Annotated in this window: 21 protein-coding genes and 1 pseudogene; 11 read left to right on the forward strand and 11 right to left on the reverse strand. The window is 68.3% G+C overall.

Translation table 11 applies throughout. The annotated features are described in order from the left end of the window. Positions 1–145: 145 nt before the first annotated feature. From TSO221_RS32550 to TSO221_RS32560, 3 genes are all read right to left on the reverse strand, one after another. A complete protein-coding gene (locus tag TSO221_RS32550; protein WP_109122619.1) occupies positions 146–1528 on the reverse strand; it encodes an IS1182 family transposase in 1383 nt (460 codons plus the stop codon). A gap of 120 nt (positions 1529–1648) precedes the next feature. Then, positions 1649–2293, reverse strand: a complete 645-nt coding sequence (locus tag TSO221_RS32555) for a DUF1109 domain-containing protein (RefSeq protein WP_158284285.1) — start codon at positions 2291–2293, stop codon at positions 1649–1651. Beyond that, positions 2277–2840 (reverse strand): sigma-70 family RNA polymerase sigma factor, encoded by a 564-nt coding sequence (locus TSO221_RS32560; protein ID WP_109122621.1) that lies wholly within the window; start codon positions 2838–2840, stop codon positions 2277–2279. Before TSO221_RS32560 ends, TSO221_RS32555 begins: the two co-directional genes overlap by 17 nt. A 212-nt stretch (positions 2841–3052) precedes the next feature. Here TSO221_RS32560 and TSO221_RS32565 point away from each other — a divergent pair, with 212 nt between their 5' ends. From TSO221_RS32565 to TSO221_RS32590, 6 genes are all read left to right on the forward strand, one after another. Further along, a complete protein-coding gene (locus TSO221_RS32565; RefSeq protein ID WP_109122622.1) occupies positions 3053–3751 on the forward strand; it encodes a DUF1223 domain-containing protein in 699 nt (232 codons plus the stop codon). A 55-nt stretch (positions 3752–3806) separates the two neighbouring features. Further along, complete coding sequence (locus TSO221_RS32570) at positions 3807–4109, forward strand: pentapeptide MXKDX repeat protein (protein ID WP_109122623.1); 303 nt, start codon at positions 3807–3809, stop codon at positions 4107–4109. A 68-nt stretch (positions 4110–4177) separates the two neighbouring features. Then, a complete protein-coding gene (locus tag TSO221_RS32575; RefSeq protein WP_109122624.1) occupies positions 4178–5029 on the forward strand; it encodes a cytochrome b/b6 domain-containing protein in 852 nt (283 codons plus the stop codon). Continuing rightward, a complete protein-coding gene (locus TSO221_RS32580; protein ID WP_109122625.1) occupies positions 5026–5802 on the forward strand; it encodes a molybdopterin-binding protein in 777 nt (258 codons plus the stop codon). Before TSO221_RS32575 ends, TSO221_RS32580 begins: the two co-directional genes overlap by 4 nt. Positions 5803–6432: 630 nt before the next feature. Beyond that, the gene (locus tag TSO221_RS32585) at positions 6433–7044 is read left to right on the forward strand and encodes a hypothetical protein (RefSeq protein ID WP_199229724.1); all 612 of its coding nucleotides are present in this window, start codon (positions 6433–6435) and stop codon (positions 7042–7044) included. A gap of 101 nt (positions 7045–7145) precedes the next feature. Beyond that, entirely contained in the window at positions 7146–7634 is a 489-nt protein-coding gene (locus tag TSO221_RS32590) for a VOC family protein (RefSeq protein ID WP_109122627.1), read from the forward strand. A 394-nt stretch (positions 7635–8028) separates the two neighbouring features. Here the strand turns inward: TSO221_RS32590 and TSO221_RS32595 are convergent, their stop codons facing one another. After that, positions 8029–8679: an exonuclease domain-containing protein gene (locus TSO221_RS32595; protein ID WP_247878376.1), complete on the reverse strand. Its 651-nt coding sequence runs from the start codon at positions 8677–8679 to the stop codon at positions 8029–8031. 348 nt (positions 8680–9027) lie between these two features. Between TSO221_RS32595 and TSO221_RS32600 the strand changes: the two genes are divergently transcribed. Beyond that, positions 9028–9486: a Mut7-C RNAse domain-containing protein gene (locus tag TSO221_RS32600; protein WP_109122629.1), complete on the forward strand. Its 459-nt coding sequence runs from the start codon at positions 9028–9030 to the stop codon at positions 9484–9486. Here the strand turns inward: TSO221_RS32600 and TSO221_RS32605 are convergent. The 3 genes from TSO221_RS32605 to TSO221_RS32615 are packed head-to-tail and all read right to left on the reverse strand — an operon-like array spanning position 9469 to position 11860. Next, positions 9469–10329, reverse strand: a complete 861-nt coding sequence (locus tag TSO221_RS32605) for an MBL fold metallo-hydrolase (RefSeq protein ID WP_109122630.1) — start codon at positions 10327–10329, stop codon at positions 9469–9471. The two genes, TSO221_RS32600 and TSO221_RS32605, sit on opposite strands and share 18 nt — an antisense overlap. Next, on the reverse strand, positions 10326–10940 hold the full coding sequence (locus TSO221_RS32610) for a response regulator transcription factor (protein WP_109122631.1): 615 nt from the start codon (positions 10938–10940) through the stop codon (positions 10326–10328). The genes TSO221_RS32605 and TSO221_RS32610 overlap by 4 nt, the downstream gene beginning before the upstream one ends. An 11-nt stretch (positions 10941–10951) precedes the next feature. Continuing rightward, positions 10952–11860 (reverse strand): S1C family serine protease, encoded by a 909-nt coding sequence (locus TSO221_RS32615; protein WP_158284286.1) that lies wholly within the window; start codon positions 11858–11860, stop codon positions 10952–10954. Positions 11861–12062: 202 nt separating this feature from the next. On the opposite strand from TSO221_RS32615, the gene TSO221_RS32620 reads away from it, so the two are divergent. After that, positions 12063–12431 carry a DUF427 domain-containing protein gene (locus TSO221_RS32620; protein WP_109122633.1) on the forward strand — a complete coding sequence of 123 codons (369 nt, stop codon included), beginning with the start codon at positions 12063–12065 and terminating at the stop codon, positions 12429–12431. Between the two features lie 72 nt (positions 12432–12503). Here the strand turns inward: TSO221_RS32620 and TSO221_RS36915 are convergent. Continuing rightward, positions 12504–12608: pseudogene (locus TSO221_RS36915) on the reverse strand (TetR family transcriptional regulator); the annotation flags it as partial. Positions 12609–12755: 147 nt separating this feature from the next. On the opposite strand from TSO221_RS36915, the gene bdcA reads away from it, so the two are divergent. Both bdcA and TSO221_RS32635 read left to right on the forward strand, forming a co-directional pair. Beyond that, positions 12756–13469, forward strand: coding sequence for an SDR family oxidoreductase (gene bdcA / locus TSO221_RS32630; protein ID WP_109122634.1), 714 nt, complete (start codon positions 12756–12758; stop codon positions 13467–13469). Positions 13470–13489: 20 nt separating this feature from the next. Beyond that, positions 13490–14416: an alpha/beta hydrolase gene (locus TSO221_RS32635; RefSeq protein WP_109122635.1), complete on the forward strand. Its 927-nt coding sequence runs from the start codon at positions 13490–13492 to the stop codon at positions 14414–14416. A 197-nt stretch (positions 14417–14613) separates the two neighbouring features. Here TSO221_RS32635 and TSO221_RS32640 read toward each other — a convergent pair whose 3' ends face one another. Beyond that, complete coding sequence (locus tag TSO221_RS32640) at positions 14614–15639, reverse strand: helix-turn-helix domain-containing protein (protein WP_109122636.1); 1026 nt, start codon at positions 15637–15639, stop codon at positions 14614–14616. 341 nt (positions 15640–15980) lie between these two features. Here TSO221_RS32640 and TSO221_RS32645 point away from each other — a divergent pair, with 341 nt between their 5' ends. Further along, positions 15981–16283 (forward strand): DUF4242 domain-containing protein, encoded by a 303-nt coding sequence (locus TSO221_RS32645; RefSeq protein ID WP_109122637.1) that lies wholly within the window; start codon positions 15981–15983, stop codon positions 16281–16283. A 139-nt stretch (positions 16284–16422) separates the two neighbouring features. Here TSO221_RS32645 and TSO221_RS32650 read toward each other — a convergent pair whose 3' ends face one another. Then, a complete protein-coding gene (locus TSO221_RS32650; protein WP_109122638.1) occupies positions 16423–16863 on the reverse strand; it encodes an SgcJ/EcaC family oxidoreductase in 441 nt (146 codons plus the stop codon). A gap of 31 nt (positions 16864–16894) precedes the next feature. After that, positions 16895–18348 (reverse strand): long-chain-fatty-acid--CoA ligase (locus TSO221_RS32655; RefSeq protein ID WP_109122639.1); only part of this gene is annotated, 1454 nt, incomplete at its 5' end.

Here is an 18348-nt window from a genome sequence, read left to right on the forward strand (position 1 = left end):
CCGGATCAAGCGGCAATCCGGATTTCCGGATCTGCCCTTTTCCGGACGGAGTGACCGTCCGCTTTGCGCCGATAGTGTTGAAGAAGTCGGGTGCCGACAGAGTGCCGCCGTGCCGACCGCGAGGGGCCAGCGGGCAGAGGGTCTCTCATGCCGGGCTGGGTTCCGGCATCGGGATGAGCTTGGCGAGCTTGCGAAGGTTCTGGGCGGCAGCTGCGAGGTGGAACTCGTCGCGGGCACCGTTCGGCCCCCTCAGTCGCAGCCGGTCGAGCCTCAGGATGCGCTTGAGGTGGGCGAACAGCATCTCGACCTTCTTCCGCTCGCGCCGTGAGGTGGCGTAGGCGTCGGTGGCGGCGATGGCGCGCGCCAGGTCGCGGGCCCCTTCGTGGATGGAGCGCGGGACCTTGCGAGCGGGTGTGGTCGGACAGCAACGCGGCTTGAGCGGACAAGGGGCGCAGTCCAGCGTGCTGGCGCGATAGCGGATCAGGCCGTCGGCGTCGGCGAGCGGGCGCGGCATCCGATAGGTCTTCTGCCGCGGCCGCAGGTGCTTGCCGGCCGGGCAGACATAGGCATCGGCCTCGTGATCGTAGGTGAAGTCGGCCCGTTCAAAGGTCCCGTCGCGGCGCTCGGATTTGTCGAAGACCGGGATGTGCGGCTCGATGCCACGCTCATGGACCAGCCAGCCGAGCATCTCGGCCGAACCGTAGGCGCTGTCGGCGGCCAGCCGCTCGGGATACAGCCCGAAATGCTCCTGGGTGCGGTCGAGCATGGTGCGGGCGGCGCCGACCTCCGCCTGCCGGATGGCGCGGCTCGCCTCGACATCGACGATGACGGCGTGCTCGAGGTCGATCAGGTAGTTGGTGGCATAGGCGAAGAACGCATGGCCCTTCTGCGCCCCCGTCCACTGCGCGGCCGGATCCGAGCGCGAGACGAACTTGGGCGTCACCTCGCTGGCGGTGCCCCAGGCGGCTTCGTCCAGCGTGGCGAGATACTCCCGGACCGAGCGACGGGTCGCCGCCATCGCCTCCCAGTCGACCTCCTCCGACCCCGCCGCCGAGCGCTGCTTGTTGGCGTCGGCCCGGATCAGGCTGGCATCGACCGCGAAGCCGTCACCCCCGACAAGTCCGGCCTCCATGCAGCGCTGCACCGTCGTTTCGAACAGCTTCCGCAGGAGATCGCTGTCGCGGAAGCGGCCGTGACGGTTCTTGGAGAAGGTCGAGTGATCCGGCACGTCGCCCTCCAGACCGAGCCGGCAGAACCAGCGGTAGGCGAGGTTCAGATGCACCTCCTCGCACAGTCGGCGCTCCGAGCGGATGCCGAAGCAGTACCCGATGATGAGCATCCGGATCATCAGCTCCGGGTCGATCGAAGGGCGTCCGAGCGCGCTGTAGAACGGTTGCAGATGGGCGCGGATGCCGGACAGGTCGACGAACAGGTCGATCGAGCAAAGCAGGTGGTCCGACGGGACGTGGCGCTCGAGGCTGAACTCATAGAACAGCGCCTCCTGCATCACCGTCCGCTCGCCCATCATCGCTGCGTCCTCCTCTGCCCAGGAGAACTGAATCAGGACTTCACGCCGCCAGCAACCCCGACTTCTTCAACACTATCGGCGCAGAGCCGACATCGGCCGCTGACCGGCAGAGGCTGTTCCCTACCACCGCAGCAGCAAGCGACCCGTGGCGGCGCCGACGGCTCCGGCGGCGGCGATACCGAGCGTGTACCACAGGGCCAGGAACGGTATGGCCGTTTCGTCGCAGTGAAACGCGTACACGCACGCCCCCAGCCCCCCGGCCGCAAGGCCAACCGCCAAGCCGGCGACGGTCAGCCGCGTGGGCGCGAGGCGCCGCATCGCCCACACCGCACCGGCGAAGATCGGCAGCGACAGGACGAGGATCAGCCAGGGGCACTTGTCCGCCGACGCGCCCATGACGAGCGGCCGGCGCGCCTCCGGCGGCGCCTCGGCCAGTTGGAGCGCCGCCAGCCCAGCGACGGTCGCGAAGACGGCGGCGGCCACCGCCCAGGCAAGGGGTGCCGACCCTCCCGGCCGTGCCAGCCGGTTCATTGCGGTCGCGGCGCACACGCCGAGCGCCAGCGTGTAGAGGAGCTTGATCCAATGGGCGGCGGTCCCCATGGCCGTCGCGAGATCCGCGCGCACGCCGAGCCCGGCGATCATCACCGCGGTGGCCGCCAGCACCCCGCCGCCAAGACCGAGGGTCACCGTCCCGACCGCCGAAAAGGGCGCAACGGGCCGCAGGTCGGACACCAGGCCGTCGATGAGGTCATCCGTTGCGGGCACGGTTCCCCCCTGCGCCAAAGCGGGCCGCCAACGCCTTGAGTCCGCGGTGGATGCCCACCTTGACCGCGGATTCGGAGAGCCCGGTCCGCGCTGCCGTCTCAGCGATCGAGGCGCCCTCCAGCTTCACCTGCCGGATCAGGGCGCGCGGTTGCTCGGGAAGCGTGTCGAGCAGGCGCCCGACGTCGCAGCGGGCCATCGCCGGCTCGGTGTCGTCCGGCGCGGCGAGGAAGTCCTCGACGTCGTCGAGCGGCACGCCCACCTGCGGGTGCCGGCGGCGGAGGTGGTCCACCAGCTTGTAGCGCGCGATGGCATGCGCCCAAGCCGTCACCGGACGATCGGGGTCGTAGGTGGCGCGGCGGGTGTGGATCGCCATGAGGGTCTCCTGGACCAGATCCTCGGCGTCGGCGAGCCGGTCGGCGCCGAGCTGCCTCAGGCAATAGCGGCGCAGCAGGACCGTCAGCTCCGACAGAAACGCGCGGTAGGCCTGCGCATCGCCTGCCAACGACGCGCGCATCAGCGCGCTCAGGCGGGGTTCGAGGCTGCTCACGTCGGCACCACTGTGAATTCGTACGTAGTCGGCCCGCGGTTACAAGGCGCGGTGCCCCCCTGACGCAACGGTACATGGACGCCGCCCCGCACGTCCTCCAATCGTGCGCGGGATCACGAAAGCGTGACCCCTGTAACCCGCCTTCCGGTCCGCTCGTACTCACGGACATGGCCGGCACCGGCGCCAGGGCTGTAATGATCACGAGGGATCCCATGAAAACCGGAGACGCCCTGTGGACCTGCGCTCTGCTGGCGGTGCTCGCCCCCGCTCTTGCCCCCGCCGTGGCGGCCGGCGAGCGCCCGGTGGTGGTCGAGCTGTTCACCAGCCAGGGGTGCTCGTCCTGCCCGCCGGCGAACGCCAACCTGATCACGCTCAGCCGGCGGCCGGATGTGCTTGCCCTGAGCTTCGGCGTCACCTATTGGGACCAACTCGGCTGGAAGGACGTCTTCGCGCGTCCCGACTTCACCGCCCGGCAGGCGACCTACGAACCCCGGCTCGGACGGTCTGGGCCGTTCACGCCGCAGATGGTGGTGAACGGCCGGGCCGACGCCATCGGCAACCGTCTGGCCGAGGTCGAGGACTTGATCGCACGGGCGAGGACCGACCGTGGGCCGGACGTCGTCCTGTCCGCCGGATCGGTGCGGATCGGAGCCGACGCGACACCGCCCGCGCCAGCCGATGTCTGGCTGGTCCGCTACGAGCCGACCATCATCGAGGTGCCGGTCGGGCGCGGCGAGAACACCGGCCGGACCCTGCCGCACGCCCGCGTGGTCCGCGACCTCGCCCGGATCGGCACCTGGGCGGGACTGGAGACCGTCCTGCCGGTGTCGCCTGCTCCCTCGGGCCTGCGCACAGCGATCCTCGTCCAGAGCACGGCCGGCGGCCCGATCCTGGCGGCCGCCTCCGATTGATTCCCAATCCCTCGCGGCACCCGACGGGTCCGCACAACTCAGGAAGGAACGACCAATGAAGTCCCTGATCCGCAGCCTCGCCCTCGCGCTGGTCGCCGCTCCCCTCGCGTTTGGCGTCGCCCACGCACAGGACGCCATGAAGAAGTCGGACGCCATGAAATCCGACTCGATGGGCATGCAGAGCAGCAAGGCAATGGACAGCAAGGCGCCTGACGCGATGATGGCCGATTGCATGCAGAAGGCGCGGATGGAGAAGGACGCCATGAAGGCGGCCAAGATGGAGGAGGCTTGTTCCGGCAAGGACGCCATGAAGGCCGACGCGATGAAGCCGGACGCCATGTCCCCCTCCAAGAAGTAGCGCAGCGCCGCAGCGCCGGTCTCCGTCCGTGGACGGGGCCGGTGCCTCGGACAGCCGAAGAGCCGTCCATGAACACCCTTGTCGCCGACGCCCGAAAACCGGGTCGTCTTCTGATCAGGCGCCATTCCGTGGCCGTGCGGGTGACGCATTGGATCAACGTGATCTGCCTCGCGGTGCTCCTGCTCAGCGGGTTGCAGATCTTCAACGCCCATCCCTCGCTGCACTGGGGGCAGAGCGGCTTCGAGCCGGACCGGGCCGTCCTCGACATCACTGCGGTGGCGGTCGGGGACACGCTCCGCGGGGTGACCCGCGTCGGCGGCCTCGCCGTGCCCACCACCGGCGTCCTCGGCGCCTCCGCCGGGTCCGACGGCGCGTTGGAGGAGCGTGCCTTCCCGTCCTGGCTGACGATCCCGAGCTATCGGGATCTGGCGAGCGGGCGGCGCTGGCACTTCTTCTTCGCCTGGGGGCTGGTGCTCAACGGGGCGGCGTACCTGCTGCACGGCCTCGTGTCCGGACACCTCCGGCGGGGCCTTCTGCCCTCGGCCGACCAGCTGACGCCACGGCACCTGCTGCGCGAGGTCGCCGACCATGCGCGGCTGCACTTTCCCAGGGGGGACGAGGCGCGGCGCTACAACGCGCTCCAGAAGCTTGCCTACCTGTCGGTCATCCTGATCCTGCTGCCGGGCATGGTGGCGACCGGGCTGACCATGTCGCCCGGGGTGGACGCCGCGTGGCCGTGGCTGCTCGACCTGTTCGGTGGCCGGCAATCCGCCCGGACGCTGCACTTCGTCACCGCATCGCTGCTCATCCTGTTCGTGGCGGTGCACGTCGCCATGGTCGTCGCCTCGGGCGCCTGGAACAATCTGCGCTCGATGATCACCGGCCGCTACGCGATCCACAGCGAGGATTCATCGTCATGAGCACACGGATTCCACGCCGCCGCTTCCTTGCGGGGGCCGCCGCTGGTGCGGGAGCCCTGGCGCTCGGCGGGTGCGACCGTCTGGTGCAGAACGCCGACGTCGAGCGCATCCTTCGCCTGGCGGAGCGGCTCACCATGGGCGCGCAGCGCGCGCTGCTGTCGGGTGGCGCGCTGGCGCGCGAGTACTCCGAGGCCGAGCTGTCGCCGGTGTTCCGGTCGAACGGCACCTCCAGGCCGGCGGGCGAGGCGTACGCCGCCCTCGCGGAAACCGGGTTCGCCGACTGGCGCCTGAGTATTGACGGGCTGGTGCAGCGACCGCTCAGTCTGTCGCTGGCCGACCTGAAGCAGCTGCCGTCGCGCACCCAGATCACGCGGCACGACTGCGTCGAGGGGTGGAGCGCCATCGGCAAATGGACCGGGGTGCCGCTGGGGCTCCTGCTGCAGACCGCCGGGCTGGCGGCGAACGCCCGCTACGCGGTCTTCCATTGCGCCGACGAGTACGAGCGGTCGGCGGACGGCAGCGGCCGCTACTACGAGAGCATCGACCTCGTCGACGCCTTCCACCCGCAGACCATCCTGGCCTATGCGCTCAACGGACAGGACCTGCCGGTCGCCAACGGTGCGCCGCTGCGGCTTCGGGTCGAGCGGCAGTTGGGCTACAAGCAGGCGAAATACCTCATGCGCATCGAAGTCGTCGAGAGCTTCGCCCACATCAGCCGCGGTCGCGGCGGATTCTGGGAGGACCGCGGTTACGAGTGGTACGCCGGGATCTGACCGATCGCGTGGCGTGGGCCTGATGCCCGGTTTCAGCGCGCGCTCCTGGCGCGAAGCGGACGGTTTCAACTTCAGGGATAGGGTAATAGCCGCCGATAGGAGTGTGGTGAAAGGGGACGGCGGCTTTCGAACCGCAGTTTTTCCGTCAGGCTCGGATCGCCTGCTGAGTGATCCAAGCCCTGAGCCCTCCACCGATCCGGGGCAACTCCATTATCGTTAATGCAATCGGCTGGACGAAGCGAACTGTGACAAGGCGGCTACAAGCTCCCCCGAAAGATTCTGCCGGGATTCTTGAGGTCTGAAGTAGGATAAGTCCTGGGCCGTTGTCGGGGCCTGAAGCATCGCTCAAGTCAGTAGGAACACGCTCGATGGATGAGAATCCTCCTGACAGTCTCGGCGGGGGTGTTCCTAGGCCCTGAAGCCTCGGAGTGCTCCTCGCGTCTGACCAGCCGACCCTCCCGGATCAGCCTCTCCGAGCGGTCGACCCGGCCGAGGGAACAGGCCATTCACGCTCGCTACAAAGCAGCGCGTCCCGTTTGTCTCATTTGCTGCGCGAAGGCTTCGGCGCAGCGAGGAGGTCGTCCCGAGATTGGGATGCGCCGCGGAGAGCCATTCATTGAGGAGGGGCACATGAAGCCAAGTTTCCCAAAGCAGGTCGCACGAGGAATTTCCCTTAGGACGCGGCATGTTGCACTCACCGTCCTGCTGGCTATGATCACTCCACTTGGAGTGGTGCGCGCTGAAGCCCCCGAGCCTGCGCTACCGCCGGATCTGGCGACCGTGCGCTCGGTCCTTGCGAAGTACAAAGACCCCGTCCTCGCGGTTCGCGACGGCTATTTCTCGACGCTCGGTTGCGTGCACTACAAAGAAGGTGGCATGGGGGTCCATTTCCTGAACCCTCAGCTTATTGGTCCCGTACTTGATCCTGTGAAACCACAGATCCTGGTGTATGAGCCGAAGGGCGGCAAGCTCCAACTGGTCGCTGCCGAGTGGTTTGTGCCGCTGGCGACTGGGATCACCGAGAGACCACAGCTGTTTGGACAGCCCTTCGACGGTCCGATGGAAGGGCACGAGCCGCTCATTCCGAAACAATTGCACCATTACGATCTGCACGTCTGGCTGTTCAAGGCAAACCCCAACGGCCACTTCGCCACGACCAATCCTGATGTCTCCTGCGATGGTGCTTACAGCTATTCCTTGCTGGAAAGCGCCCCCGCAGCCGTTGCCCATCACAAGCAGTAGAGGATCGAACGGCAGGACGACCGCCGAAACCGACGGTCGTCCCGGAACTTGATCGCTTCCGTGAGCGATCGGGACATGGCCTCGCAGAAAGGACTTAACCCGTGATCAAGGGCTTGCACCACAACGCGTACCGCTGCCGCGACTCCGAGGAGACGCGTCGGTTCTACGAAGACTTCCTCGGGCTGCCCTTGGCGGGTGCCCTCGAAATCAAGGAGACCAAGACTGGCCGCCGGACGGACACCCTGCACACCTTCTTCAGGATGGGCGATGGCTCCTTTCTAGCATTTTTCGAAGCGCCGGACCGGCCATTCGAGTTCAGGGTGCAGCATGACTTCGACCTGCACATCGCCCTGGAGGTCGATCCCGACACGCTGCAGCGGATGCACGACAAGGGACGGATCGAAGGCCGGGAAGTCCGGGGGATCTCGGATCACGGTTTCATTCGCTCGATCTATTTCCGCGACCCGAACGGCTATGTCATCGAACTTGCGGCCAGGAGCGACGGGCATGACGAGACGATGAATCCGCAGCGGAACAATGCTCGCGAGATCCTCGACGCGTGGCAAAGGGCGAAGCCGCCAGCGGAATGAATTGCCTTGGCAGGGGTGGATGTAGCGCATTTCTAGCTGAACCTGAGCCTGAGCCTCGCAGCGCACCATGCCCTGCCGCCGTGCCTGAGGTCCGCCATGGGTCAACGGCCGCCAATTGTGTGGCGAAAGGGGACGGCGGCTTCGAGGCACATATTCAGCTTTCGCTGTTCAACAAGCAGAGCCCTGAGTTGCACCCGCACAACCACCGGAGATGCCGGTGACCCGCACCGGGGTTTTCCGAAGGCCCCAATTCCTGAGAAGATGGGGTCGTCATGACGAAGCAGACACCACAAAGGCGTCGCGTCGGCCGGCCAGCGCGGGCCGAGCTGCGACCTTGGCGCCTTCCGCCCGTCAGGGGCGCGCGGCACAATGTCCGAATGCCCGGCGCTGCGCCTCACTCGTACACGGCGCCGCGCGGGCCGGTGTCTCCCAACGCCATTTTGACGAAGGCGTCAGCCGTCAGGTCTGCGTCGAGCAGCGCGCCATGATGGGCGAAACGATCACTCCGGTCGAGCCACAGCCGATCACACAGCGCATCGAGCGAGCCGGAAGCGCCGGGGAAGACCGCGTGCGACATCTCCTTGGTACAGATGAACCGGTCCGCTGAGAACGTGTCGGCACCCCATGCAGCGCGTCCGCAGCGCGCGAACTCGTAGTTCAGGAAGTCCATCTCGTTCTCATAGGCGTGCGCCACCAGAAGATCCTCGCCCAGAAAGGCGAGCAGCGCGTCGGCCACCTCAGGAAAGCGGAGCGCCGCCTTCAGGTCGGCGGGCCGGATGCCGTGCACCTTGATGGCGTCGGGATGGAGAGGGGCGTCGGGGTTGACCCGGGACTCCCAGGTGCGCGCTTTCCTCCAGGCCCCGCCCTCACGGACGATCTCAAGACACCCGATCTCGATGATGATGCCGGGCTGACGCAGGCCCTTGGGTGCCTTACGGATGTCCTGGAGGCTCGGCAGGCGCCGTCCGGTCGTCTCGATGTCGATCGCGACCAGCCGGTCACGCCCTTCCCATGGCCGCATGCTCATTGAGATCCAATCTTTCATCGGTGGAGCCGCCTGTGGCACGGATGTGAAACAAGGACAACGCTCCGTCACGCCGCTCAGAGTAGCACGGCGAATGCGTCGGTCACTGATCGGCTACACCACGGCCACAGGCGGCCGGGCCGATGACGAGGTGATCGGCGACTGGGACGCCATCGTCGCCACGGACGCCTACGCCGCCTCACGGAGTGAGCGGAAGAAGGTCGGGATTCTGTTCGACCCCCTCGATCGCAGCCAGTCGAACCGCAGCATCGTACCGGAAGCCGACGCGGGGGCAGCGTCGCCTTGCGGAAAGCTTAGGCGAGGCGGGTGGCGGGGTGCCGAACCGCCCCGTGCCGGTGTTGAGGACGCATGCGCTGGCTGTGCGATGAAATGCTGGGGCGGCTGGCGCGCCTCCTGCGGGCGGCGGGCTACGATACCCTGCTGGCCGAGGGGGGAACGGCGGACGAGCGCCTGCTGGCCCAGGCGCGACGCGAAGGCCGCACCCTTCTGACCCGCGACCGCCGTCTCACCGAGGCCGCGGGGGCCGACGGCTTCCTGGTCGGCGGACAGAGCGTGGTCGAGCAGGCGCAGGCCCTTGGCACGGCGTTTCGGATCGACTGGCTGCACGCGCCCTTCACGCGCTGCCTGGTGGACAACACGGTCGTGCGACCCGCCTCGGCGGACGAGATGGTCGCGCTGCCGCCGTCCATCCGGGGGCTGCCGGGGCCGTTCAACACCTGCCCCTGCTGCGGACGCCTGTACTGGCCCGGAAGTCATGTCCGCAGGCTGTCCATGACCCTTGAGCGGTTGTCACGTCACCGTCTCTAACCGCGCGAGGAGCGCCGCCAAGCGAACCTTCATCTCCTCCGGGGCGAGGCGGTGACTTCCGCCATGGCCGGCGAACACCCATTCGAAACGGTGGTCGAGCAACCGCCGCAAGGACGAGAGCTGATCCGGCCACGACCACCAGCACACCTCGCGCCACGCCGTCAGGTCGCTGCGTTCGAAGCTCCAGGCGAGGGTGTCGCCGGTGAACAGGCAGCGTTGGCCGTGCAGGTAGGCGACGCTCCCCTCGGTATGGCCGGGCACCGGGATCGCCAGCAGGTCGTCGTGGATCGCAACCGGGTCGTTCCCGGTGATGATTCCGTCCGCAAAGGGTGCGGCGTCGCGGTCGGCCTCATGGATCCAGACACGGGCGCCGAAGTGGCTGGCGTAGCGGCCGGCATCGCCGACGTCGTCGCGGTGGGTCAGAAGAATGTCGGACAGACCGCCCCATCCCTCGAGGGGAGCAACGACGGCGCGTGTCCAGCGCGGCGCGTCCACCATCACGTTGCCAGCCGGCCGGCGGACCAGGAAGGAATGGGCGCCGTACGACGACCGCGCGTTGTAGCCAAGGCGGAAGACGCCGTCCGTTATCGCCTCCGGGAAGACGCCCGCCGGCACGTCCTCGTGCTCCTCGGTCCGCACCGATGCCGTCGGACAGACGAGCCGCGCCCGCCACGCCTGCAGCCGTTCCTCGGGGGTGGCAGGCTGCCGGGCGAACACCGACTGGCCGCCGCGCGCGACGATCAGTCCGGGAGCCACCGTGCGCGAGGCGGTGCAATCGATGCAGCGGGTATCGACGTACCATTTGCCGGGGGAGTTGCGGGGGTGTCGCTCGGGCGTGCTCACAGCATCACCAATCCAAGTCGGGCAGCCAGCATGACGGCCTCGGTGCGGCTGCGGGCACCGAGCTTCGCCAGGATCGACGATAGATGGAATTTGACGGTGTGCTCGGAAATGTCCAGCCGGCGGGCGATCGACTTGTTGCCGATGCCTTCGGCCAGCAGACCGAGGATTTCCAACTCGCGCGCCGTCAGCACCGATGCGTCCGCGGGAGACGGAGCGGCGTGCCGTGGGGCGGCGAGCGCCGGGTGGACGACGATCAGGCCAGCGGCCGCCGCACGCAGGGCCGTGACGATCTCCTCCGCCGTCGCGGTGGGCGGCAGCAGCGCCCGCCCGCCGTCGTGCAGCGCCCACGCCGCCTCGCCACGCGTGTCCAGCAGGACAACCGCGGTGTGCGTCGGCAGGGCGTCCAGAAGTTTCCCGACCGCGTCCGCGTCGGCCGCAACGGCATCGATGAGAACGGCGTCGGGCAGAGCGGCATCGGGCGCATCGCCGCCGAACAGCCTCGCCACCGCCGCGGGCTCCGAGACGGCGTCCGTCTCGAATCCCTGCGCCCTCAGGATGCTGTCCAAGCCGGCCCGCATCACCGGGTTTCCGGCCACCACGGTCACCCGCATCGCCGCTCCGTTCAGCGCCTTGCGCGCTCCACCACGGTGACGGTCGCCTCGACGGGCGCACCGCCACGCAACAGCGATATGGGGATGGCGCGGCCCACGCTGTCGGACCCGAGCAACACGAAGACGTCGCGCGGATCGGTTAGCGGCGTCCCGTCAAAGGCGGTGACGATGTCGCCGGGCAGCAGTCCGCCGGCATCGGCCGGGCTGCCCGCCTGCACGTCCACCAGAAGCACCGCGGTGGCCGCAGCGTCGGGACGCCCGGCGCGCATCGCCTCGGGCAGGCGCACCGGCTGCATCGCCACCCCCAAAAAGCCGCGCCGGATGCGCCCATGGGCGACGAGCTGATCGACCGACCGGTCGATGGTCGAGGCCGGGATGAGGATGACGCTGCGCCGCGGCCCGCTGGTCACCACACCCGGCACCCGCCCGTCGCCGGTAACGAGCGGTGCCCCCTCCAGCGCCGGGGGAAGCCGCAGGTCGAGCCGGACCAGACGATCGATGGCGCCTCCGTGCCGGCTCTTCCACCCCGCGCCGAGGCTGTGCACGATGCCGGCAGCCACGGCCGCTCCTCCGTCGCGCACCCCAATGGCCAGCACCGCCTGCCCGACGCGCAATGTGCCGGCGTCACCGGCGACGACCGGCACCAGGCCGGCATCGCCCGCCAGCCGCAGCAGGGCTACGTTGGTGCCGGGATCCCGGCCGACGAGTGTCGCCGTCAAGGACCGGCCGTCTGGCGCCCGCACGGTGATGCGGTCATCGGCGTCAAGCCGGTCCTCCGCCGCCACGACGAGGTCCGGGCGCCAGACGACGGCGCTCGACGGCGGCCCCGAACCGCCGTGCACGGCCACCACGGACGCCGCCATATGGCCCGCGAGACCGGTCATCTGGTGAGAGAGTGTGTCGAGGAGATCGCCTGTCATGGTCCGCCCTCCGTTCCGGCCGCCTCCTGAAGCGGCCACCCGTCCAGGCATCTGGGCGCCGCGGGATCCGGCGAACACCGGAGAGATGGGTGGGCGACGCCCCGGACAGATGGGCAGGTCGCCCGACCGCCGCGGCCGGCCATATAGGGCATGACGGCCGTGCCATGGCCGCCGCGAACACTGCTGAGCAAGGAGGATCGCTGTGAAAATCCCCGGCCCCGACCACCCCATCATGATCACCCCCAACCCGAACCGGGTCCGGGTCGTCTTCGCCGGCCGGGTCGTCGCCGAAACCGCACGCGCCCTGACGCTGACGGAGGCGAACCTGCCCGCGGTCCAATACATCCCCCGCGCGGATGCCGACATGACGACCTTCGAGCGCACGGCGCACACGACGCATTGCCCCTACAAGGGCGATGCCGCCTACTACAGCCTGCACGTGGGCGATCACCGTGCGGCCAACGCCGTTTGGACGTACGAGGCCCCCTATCCCGCTGTGGCCGCCATCCGCGAGCACTTGGCGTTCTATCCGGAGCGCGTCGATCGCATCGAAGAGCACGTGGCCACGTAGCGGCAGCCAGCGGAAGGCTCCGCGTGCAGTGTGGTTCTCATCGTGATCCCAGCTTCGTCGGTCGAACAGCCCGGCCTTGCTGAAGGCGGCGTAGAAGCTCGGCGGCTTGATGCCCAGTTCGCTGCTCAGCTCGGCCACGCCGACCGCGTCGTAACCGCGCGCGTGGAACAGCTTCATCGCAGTCTCGACCGCTTGGTCCGCGTCGAAGGAACGCGGCCGTCCGCGCCTTTCGGGAATTTTTGTAGCACTCACTATAAAATACCCTTGATGTCGTTGCCCGCCTCATATATGTAGCAATCACTACATTAACGCAAGGAGCCGGTCATGGCTGGTTTTACGGGCAAGAACATCCTGGTCCTCGGCGGCAGCCGGGGTATCGGCGCAGCGATCGTCCGGCGCTTCGCCGGGGACGGCGGCGCGGTCGCCTTCACCTACGCCGGGTCGAAGGACGCGGCCGAGGCGCTGGCCACGCAGACAGGCGCCGAGGCGATCCGCACCGACAGTGCCGACCGCGGCGCTCTGGTGGCCACCGTGGCCGACCGCGGCGCGCTGGACATCCTGGTCGTCAACGCAGGCGCGCTGGTCCTCGGCGACCCGCTCACCCTCGATCCCGACGCCGTCGACCGGATGATCGACGTCAACGTCCGCGCGCCCTACCACGCCGCGGTCGAGGCGGCGCGCCGGATGAACGGTAACGGCCGCATCATCGTCATCGGTTCGGTCAACGGCGACCGTATGCCGTTTGCCGGCGGTGCCGCCTACGCGCTCACCAAATCGGCGGTGCAGGGCATGGTCCGCGGGCTGGCGCGCGACTTCGGTGGCCGCGGCATCACCGTCAACGCAATCCAGCCGGGGCCGACCGACAGCGACATGAACCCCGCCGACGGCCCGATGGCGGAGCAGATGCACAGCTTCATGGCTATCAAGCGGCACGCGCGCACCGACGAGATCGCCCAACTGGCCGCCTTCATCGCTGGCCCGCACGGTGCGATGATCACTGGCTCGCTGCAGACCATCGACGGCGGCTTCGGCGCCTGACACTCGCGAGGAGATCCGACATGTTCCGTACCCTGGCCACCGGCGCTGTCGTGGCGCTGGCGCTGACTGCCCCTGCGTCGGCGCAGGAGCAAACCTTCCCCTCCACCTTCCGCACCCAGGAGATCGCGACAAACGGCGCAAGCATCCACGTGCGCGTCGGTGGCACCGGGCCGGCCGTCGTGCTCCTGCACGGCTACGGCTCGACCGGCGACATGTGGGCGCCACTGGCGGCCGACCTTGCCCGCGATCACACGGTGGTCGTGCCGGATCTGCGCGGCCTCGGGCTGTCCTCGAAGCCGGCTGGCGGTTTCGACAAGAAGACTCAGGCGGGCGACGTCGTCGGCGTGCTTGACACGCTGAAGATCGCCAACGCCGATCTGGTCACGCACGACATCGGCAACATGGTCGGCTACGCCTTCGCCGTGCAGCACCCTGAGCGGGTCGGTCGCTTCGTGCTGATCGACGCACCGCTGCCGGGCATCGGTCCCTGGGAGGAGATACTGAAGACGCCGCTGCTCTGGCACTTCCGGTTCGGCGGCCCGGACATGGAGCGCCTCGTCGCCGGGCGCGAGCGCATCTACCTCGACCGCTTCTGGAACGACTTCGCCGCCCACCCCACCCGCATCGGCGAGGCCGCGCGCGACCATTACGCCAAGCTTTATGCACTGCCCGGTGCCATGCATTCCGGCTTCGGCCAGTTCGCGGCGTTCGACCAGGACGCCGCCGACAACAAGGCGTTCCTGGCCGGCCGCGGGAAGCTCAAGATGCCGGTGCTCGCCATCGGCGGCGAGAAGTCGTTCGGGCCGATGATGGCGACCGTGATGCGCTTTGCCGCCGAGGACGTGCAGGAAGCCATCCTGCCGGATTCCGGCCACTGGATCATGGAGGAGAACCCGCAGGGGACCACCGCCATGGTCCGCACCTTCCTCATTGCCGGAAAGCGGTGACGAAATGCCGGATGCGGACACTGTTTCAAAACCCATTCCCAGAGACACCGAGGCCTTTGCAACAGAGCCCGGAGGCCACTCTTGGCGCTAAGCGGACTGCATGCTGCCTGTAGACTGCATGCTGCCTGTAGTGGCCCACTGCACCCAAGTAAAGACCCCCGCATACTGGGGAGTACGCTTGCTGCCCCAGGCAGAGGCTATTCCGCGGCGAGGAGCGGGCGCTTACCGAACCGCTGGCGGTACTCGGCCGGAGTGAGGCCGGTGTGGCGCTTGAAGAGGCTCCGGAAGAAGATCGCGTCATCATACCCCACAGCGCTGCCGACCTGCTGGACGGTGAGGCGCCCGGTCTCCAGGTGCCGCTTGGCGGTTGCGATCCGCAGATTTTGGAGGTAGGCGAGCGGCGCCCGTCCGGTCGCCTCCTTGAAGCGGCGTAGGAAATTGCGCGGGCTCATGCCCACATGCTGGGCAAGCGCCTCGAAGCGGGTGTCCTGGTTGTAATGGGCGTGGATCCAGTCCTGCGCTCGCTGGATCGCCGGGTCGTGGTGGTCCGCGCTGGCTGGAAGGTGGGCGAAGGCGACCTGCCACGTCCGCGGCATCTCCAGCAACATGGCCTTGGCGACCTGCATCGTCAGTTCGCGGCCGCAGAACTTCTCGACCAAGTAGAGGCTGAGATCGGCGGCGGCGTTGATCCCGCCACCGCAGTAGAGGCCCGCCGAATCCGTGACCAGGTACTCCGGCTGCCAGTCCACGTCCGGGAAACGCTGCCGGAACAGATCGGCGATGCCCCAGTGCGTCGTGGCCGGCCGGCCGTCGAGCAGCCCGGCCGCCGCGGGAAGCGCGACGCCGGAACAGACGGCCGCGATCTGAGCGCCCCGTGACCACTGCGCCCGCAGCCACGGAATGACCCGGGCATTGCGGGCGATGGCCGCGTCCACGTCATAGCCCGTCTCCGCCATAGAGGCGAGCGTCAGCCCCGCCGCCGGGATGAAGATCAGATCCGTGTGGTCAATCTCGGCAAGGGATCGGGTGGGGGTGACTGTTACCAACTCGTCCGGCTGGGCGCCTCCGCCATCGAAGGAAGCGGTGGTGACGCGGAAACGCGGGGCAACCGGCCGCTCCGTGAGCAGGTTCCACAGCACGCCGGTGCAGCGGAACACCTCCATAGGTCCGATGGCGGTCGACAACATGCCGCCGTCCAGGAACAGTACGGTCACGTCGATCATCGGTCGCCTCCATGGCGTGATGTCGCTTCCGAACCAACAGGCATGCCATTCGAGCCATTGCGGCTCAACCGCCCAAAAGAGAACTGGCGGAATCGCCCCCGCAAATAGGCGGATCCGCCCTCGGCACCGCCAAATCCCGACCGATCCACCCACCAGGAATGTCGAAAGTCGCGTCTCACGCCTTGAGACACCGCCGAGGCATGGTCTGAGCGTTGCTTCCGGCCAACGCCCAACGGTGAGGGCACCGAGGTGATCCGGATCAGCGATCGAACAACCGAATGGCACGGGGCCCAGGTGCCTCCACCGTCACCCGGCGCCGACACAAGACAGAGGAGAACGACATGCAGCTCTACGTCATCCGCCGCCGCACCGCCTGGAAGACCCCTGAGGAGCTCGAGGCGACGGCCGGCCGTTCCGCCCGTATCGGCAACGAGGAGATGTCCGACCAGGTGCGCTGGATCCGCTCCTACGTCGTCGAAGAGCCGAGCGGCGAATTGGGCACCGTCTGCATCTACGAAGCGGTGAGCCCGGAGGCGATCCGGGAGCACGCCCGTCGCGTCGGGATGCCAGCGGACGAAGTGGTGTCCGTAGCGCGTACGGTCGTGGTTCGGCCCGACCCGGTCGAGGCTGTCGCGGCGGAGTGAACGGCGTTGGGGCCGATTTACAGTCGGCCCCTTACCACCAACTCCTACCGGCAGCTTCACCATGCCGAGAGCGATCCTCTGCGTCTTCGCACGCTTTGCGAGGGCTGGACGCGATGCCTGCCGGCTTGCCGGCGCGACCCTATTCGGCCGTATCCAGGATTGCGGCCGAGGCTTGGCCGGGTGTGCCGACGGGGAGGTCGCTGTTGAGGATGTCGGCGGCGGCCCGCCAACCCTCGGCGGTGCGCTTCCACACCACCAGGTACTTGCCGCGGTCGCTCACGCCGTGGCCATCGCGGTCGAACTGCATGAGGTAGGTGCCGATTTCCACCGCCATGTCGGCCGCCTCGGCGACATCGATGCGGGTGGGGCCGAAGTTCAGCGCCAGCTCCGGCAGGCTGAAGAGCTGGGTCCAGGCGGTGCCGATCGCCTCGCGCCCGCCCAGGGCCTCCGCGTTCGGCAGCATGAAAGTAGCGTCGGTGGTGTAGAGCGCGGCGATGCCGGCGGCGTCCTTGGCGCGGACCTTGGCGAGCCAGTCCTCGATGACGGCGCGGATGGCGCGTTCGGCTTCCGTGGCGGTCATGACAAACCTCCTGCGTATCAGGGAAAGACAGTCATTCGGCGGCGCTCTGCCGCGGCAGGTAATGCTCGCGGTAGCGGTCGCGCAGCGCGGTCTTCAGCAGCTTGCCGGTGGCGGTGTGCGGCAGCTCGTCCACCAGAACCACGGTATCGGGGATCCACCACTTCGCCACCTTGCCCTCGAAGAAGCGCAGCAGCTCCACCGGGTCCGGCGCCGTGCCGGGCGCGGGCACGATGATCAGCAGCGGTCGCTCGTCCCAGGTCGGATGGCGGGCGGCGATCACCGCCGCCTCGGCGACATCGGGGTGGGCGACGGCGATGTTCTCCAGCGCGATGGAACTGATCCACTCGCCGCCCGACTTGATGACGTCTTTGGAGCGGTCGGTGATCTCCATGTAGCCGTCGGCGTCGATGGTGGAGACGTCGCCGGTGCGGAACCAGCCCGCGTCATCGTGCGACAGCCCGTCCGGCTCGCTGCGGAAATAGGCGCTGCATACGCAGGGACCGCGCACGTAGAGGTCGCCGAAGCTGACGCCGTCCCACGGCAACTCGCGGCCGTCGGAGCCGACGATCTTCAGGTCGACGCCGAACACGGCGCGGCCCTGCTTCATGCGCAGGCGCATCCGCTCATCGCCCTCCAGGCCGGCGTTGCCCGCCTTAGGAGCGTTGTAGGTGCCGACCGGGCTCAGCTCGGTCATGCCCCAGGCGTGGTCGACGCGCACGCCATACTCGTCGCCGAACGCCTCCATCAGCGTACGCGGGCAGGCGGCCCCGCCGATCACCAGGCGCTTCACCGTGTCGAGCCGGGTACCGCTGGCGCGCAGGTGCTGAAGCAGGCCCATCCAGATGGTCGGCACACCGGCGGCGAAGGTGACGCGCTCTTCGTTCATCAGCCGCTGCAGCGGCTCGCCGGCGAGGTGCGGACCGGGGAACACCAGCGACGCGCCGACCAGCGGAGCGGCGTAGGGCAAGCCCCAGGCGTTGACGTGGAACATCGGGACGACGGGCAGGATGCGGTCGGCAGCACCCAGTCCCATGGCGTCCGGCAGCGCGATGGTCATGGCGTGCAGCACGGTGGAGCGGTGGCTGTACAGCACGCCCTTCGGCTCGCCGGTGGTGCCGGAGGTGTAGCAAAGCGAGCTGGCGGTGTTCTCGTCGAACGCCGGCCAGCCGTAGTCCTCGTCGGCCGCCGCCATCAGCGCCTCGTAGCAGTGCAGGGCCATGCCGGGCGGCAGTGCCAGCGTCGGCATGTGCGCGGTATCGGTCATCATGACGACCGCCTCGACGCAGCCGGCCAGCCGCGGCGCCAATCCCTCGATCAGCGCAGCGAAGCTGGTGTCGGCGAACAGCACGCGGTCGTCGGCGTGGCTGATGATGTAAGCGATCTGGTCGGGGAACAGGCGCGGGTTGACGGTGTGGCAGACCGCGCCCATCCCGGACACCGCATAATACAGCTCGAAGTGCCGGAAGCCGTTCCAGGCCAGCGTGC

The sequence above is a fragment of the Azospirillum sp. TSO22-1 genome, from assembly GCF_003116015.1.
In the GTDB taxonomy this organism is placed as follows: Bacteria; Pseudomonadota; Alphaproteobacteria; order Azospirillales; family Azospirillaceae; genus Azospirillum.